Annotated in this window: 3 protein-coding genes and 1 pseudogene; 3 read left to right on the plus strand and 1 reads right to left on the minus strand. The window is 67.2% G+C overall.

Features of this window, described 5'->3' with window-relative positions:
• Window positions 1-93: 93 nt before the first annotated feature.
• Window positions 94-414, plus strand: a pseudogene (locus ABZW30_RS46815) (transposase); the annotation flags it as partial.
• A gap of 68 nt (window positions 415-482) precedes the next feature.
• On the opposite strand, the gene ABZW30_RS46820 reads toward ABZW30_RS46815, so the two are convergent.
• A complete protein-coding gene (locus ABZW30_RS46820; RefSeq protein WP_355677464.1) occupies window positions 483-1187 on the minus strand; it encodes an SMI1/KNR4 family protein in 705 nt (234 codons plus the stop codon).
• 260 nt (window positions 1188-1447) lie between these two features.
• On the opposite strand from ABZW30_RS46820, the gene ABZW30_RS46825 reads away from it, so the two are divergent.
• Entirely contained in the window at window positions 1448-1648 is a 201-nt protein-coding gene (locus ABZW30_RS46825) for a hypothetical protein (RefSeq protein WP_355677465.1), read from the plus strand.
• Window positions 1649-1871: 223 nt separating this feature from the next.
• Entirely contained in the window at window positions 1872-2231 is a 360-nt protein-coding gene (locus ABZW30_RS46830) for a hypothetical protein (RefSeq protein ID WP_355677466.1), read from the plus strand.
• Window positions 2232-2395 lie beyond the last annotated feature (164 nt).

Below are 2395 nucleotides of genomic sequence, written 5' to 3' on the forward strand. Positions count from 1 at the left end.
CTCCGGCGGCCACCCGTTACCGATCCGCCGCAGATCTCCTCGCCGCCGCACGAAGCGAAGACGACACACCGACAAGTTGATTCCTTACGGCTTCACAAAACGGCCAACGCCCTCGACGTCCTGCCAAAGTCGGCCCAGCCCTCGGCGAAGAAGGCGATCCAGGACATCTACAACGCCGAGGACCGCGACCACGCCGAGCAGGCGATCAAGACCTTCGCCAAGCTCTACGGCGCGAAGTTCCCCAAGGCCGTCAAGAAGATCGTCGATGACGAGGACGAACTGCTGGCGTTCTACGACTTCCCCGCCGAGCACTGGATCCACCTACGCACCACCAACCCCATCGAGTCGACCTTCGCCACCGTCCGCCTGCGGACGAAGGTCACCAAGGGTGCCGGCTCCCGGGCCGCCGCCCTGACGCCGGATCCATCAGCCACTCCTCCACCGATCTGGTTGACGGCTCAGACATCGGCTCACGCGTCGACTCAGACACCGGCCCGGACCCCTCCCCGACGCGACTGCACCTGGCGCTCGCTGTCCTCCAACCAATCCAGGTACCACCGGGCGAAGGTCACCGGCTCGCCCTGGTCGTCCAGCAGTGGGACGAGATCCACTCCGTCCGCCCGGTCGTCGCGCCAGATCCGTCCCCGCTCCGGACCGCTGACGACGAGCCACTGGCGAGCCGCACAGCCGAGGTGACAGACGAGGACGGCGCCAACGGTACGGTCCGAGGAGAACATCAGCGGCTCCCACCGCTGCTCCCAGGCCTCCATGACCTCGGCGTAGTCCTCGTCCGCCGCCGCGCAGTCGTCCTCGTCCGGGTACTCCGCCCACAGTTCCCGCAACCGGTCGTGATGCGGGCCCTGCCGGGGGAACGGCTCGGCCAGCCTGGTCAGGTCCGCGAGGTCGGCGCCGTCCCCCTCCCACCACCAACGGCCCTCGACCCGGCGCGCTGGGAAAACGCCGTACGCCAGCCCCGCACCGCCGGCACCCACCGTGAGCAGGAATTCCCGGTACTCCGTGGGCAGGACGACGCCGACCTGGGATTCGAGCTCGGCGAGGTCCGCCGCGGTCAGCGGCTCTTCCAATAGGAAGCGGTGCCCCGGCGCACCGAACACACTCGCGCTCCGCGGAGCGGCCGCGACCGCCCGCACCCGCTCGCGGACGCCGACCCACGTTGAATTCTCCATGGCCGGAGCGTACGAGGCGCTCCTGACAGCACCCCTGGCGCCCCTGGAAACCCTGAGAGCCTGTGTCTGATTAACACATGACAGGACGGACGGCCGAGACGCCCCTTGAACTTGCTCGTCGGATGAGGTGTCTGTCGAGCTCTGGCGGATCGTTGCCCTGATCGTGTCTCAAGGCACGATGACAAAGAGCGCTCGCCTTCACCGGAAGGACCGGCAGAAACGGGTGGCCCTCCCATTCATCCGCCGGGATGCTGTCGAACATGGTGTTGGCCGGGGCGTTCGGCCTGCCGAACACCACGCGCGTCAGCAGCACGTCACCTGCTCGCTGCGCCCGCGCCGGCGAGGCCCGGCTGAGCGGCCGCGGCGAGTTGGGTCGGGCCTTCCCCGGCTGGTTCCGCGGCTACGTCCTCGCCCGCCCGGCCGCGGATTGGGTGCTGCCTGGGAACGCTTCCGCCTCGTGATCGGCTTCACGATCCGCGCCTGAACCGTTGGTGGTTCTTGCAAGATTTTCGGATGCGGTGACGGAGTGGTGGCGGCTCAGGCGAGCAAGATGCGGTGGCGGAGGAGGCGGCGGCCGGCTCGGCCGAACATCTGGCGTTTCAGCTCCCGTTGGCCTGAAGACGTGCCTGTCACCAGCCAGGGCTATCGTCAGCGGCGCATCAGCATCACATCACTGGAGGCCTCATGAGCTGGGACCTGCTTCTTCTGCCCATCCCCGCCGGATTCACCTCGGACGACGGGGGCGGCGAACATCTCGACGTCATCCTGGGTCGCCGACCCATCCCGAACGACCTCGCCACCCCGCCACTCGGATCCCACGAGCAGGTCAAGGCCGCTCTCCTCAGCCAGCTGCCCAGCATCGACTTCTGGGACACCCGCCCCTGGGGGAGCCTCGGCGGCCCAACCTGGAGCATCGAACTGGACCTTGGGGCAGCGAACCCGATCGAGTCGATCACGCTTTCCGTCCGCGGCAAAGTCGACGACGCCCTCCAGGCCGTGTTCGCAATCGCCAGAGCAGTCGGATGCTGTGTCATCAACCTGTGACTTCCTCGCCCCGGAAGACCCAAGCAACTCGCATTCCTTCCACGACTGCCACGGCCCCGTCATACACGACAACTGACAGTGATGATGTTCGTGGTGACGCCGCTGGCGGGTCTGACCCTCCAACTGACTGACGTCTCGACTGTCCTGTTTGGGATTTGTCGGCC

Origin of the sequence: Kitasatospora sp. NPDC004669 (assembly GCF_040609455.1) — a bacterium.
Taxonomy (GTDB): domain Bacteria; phylum Actinomycetota; class Actinomycetes; order Streptomycetales; family Streptomycetaceae; genus Kitasatospora.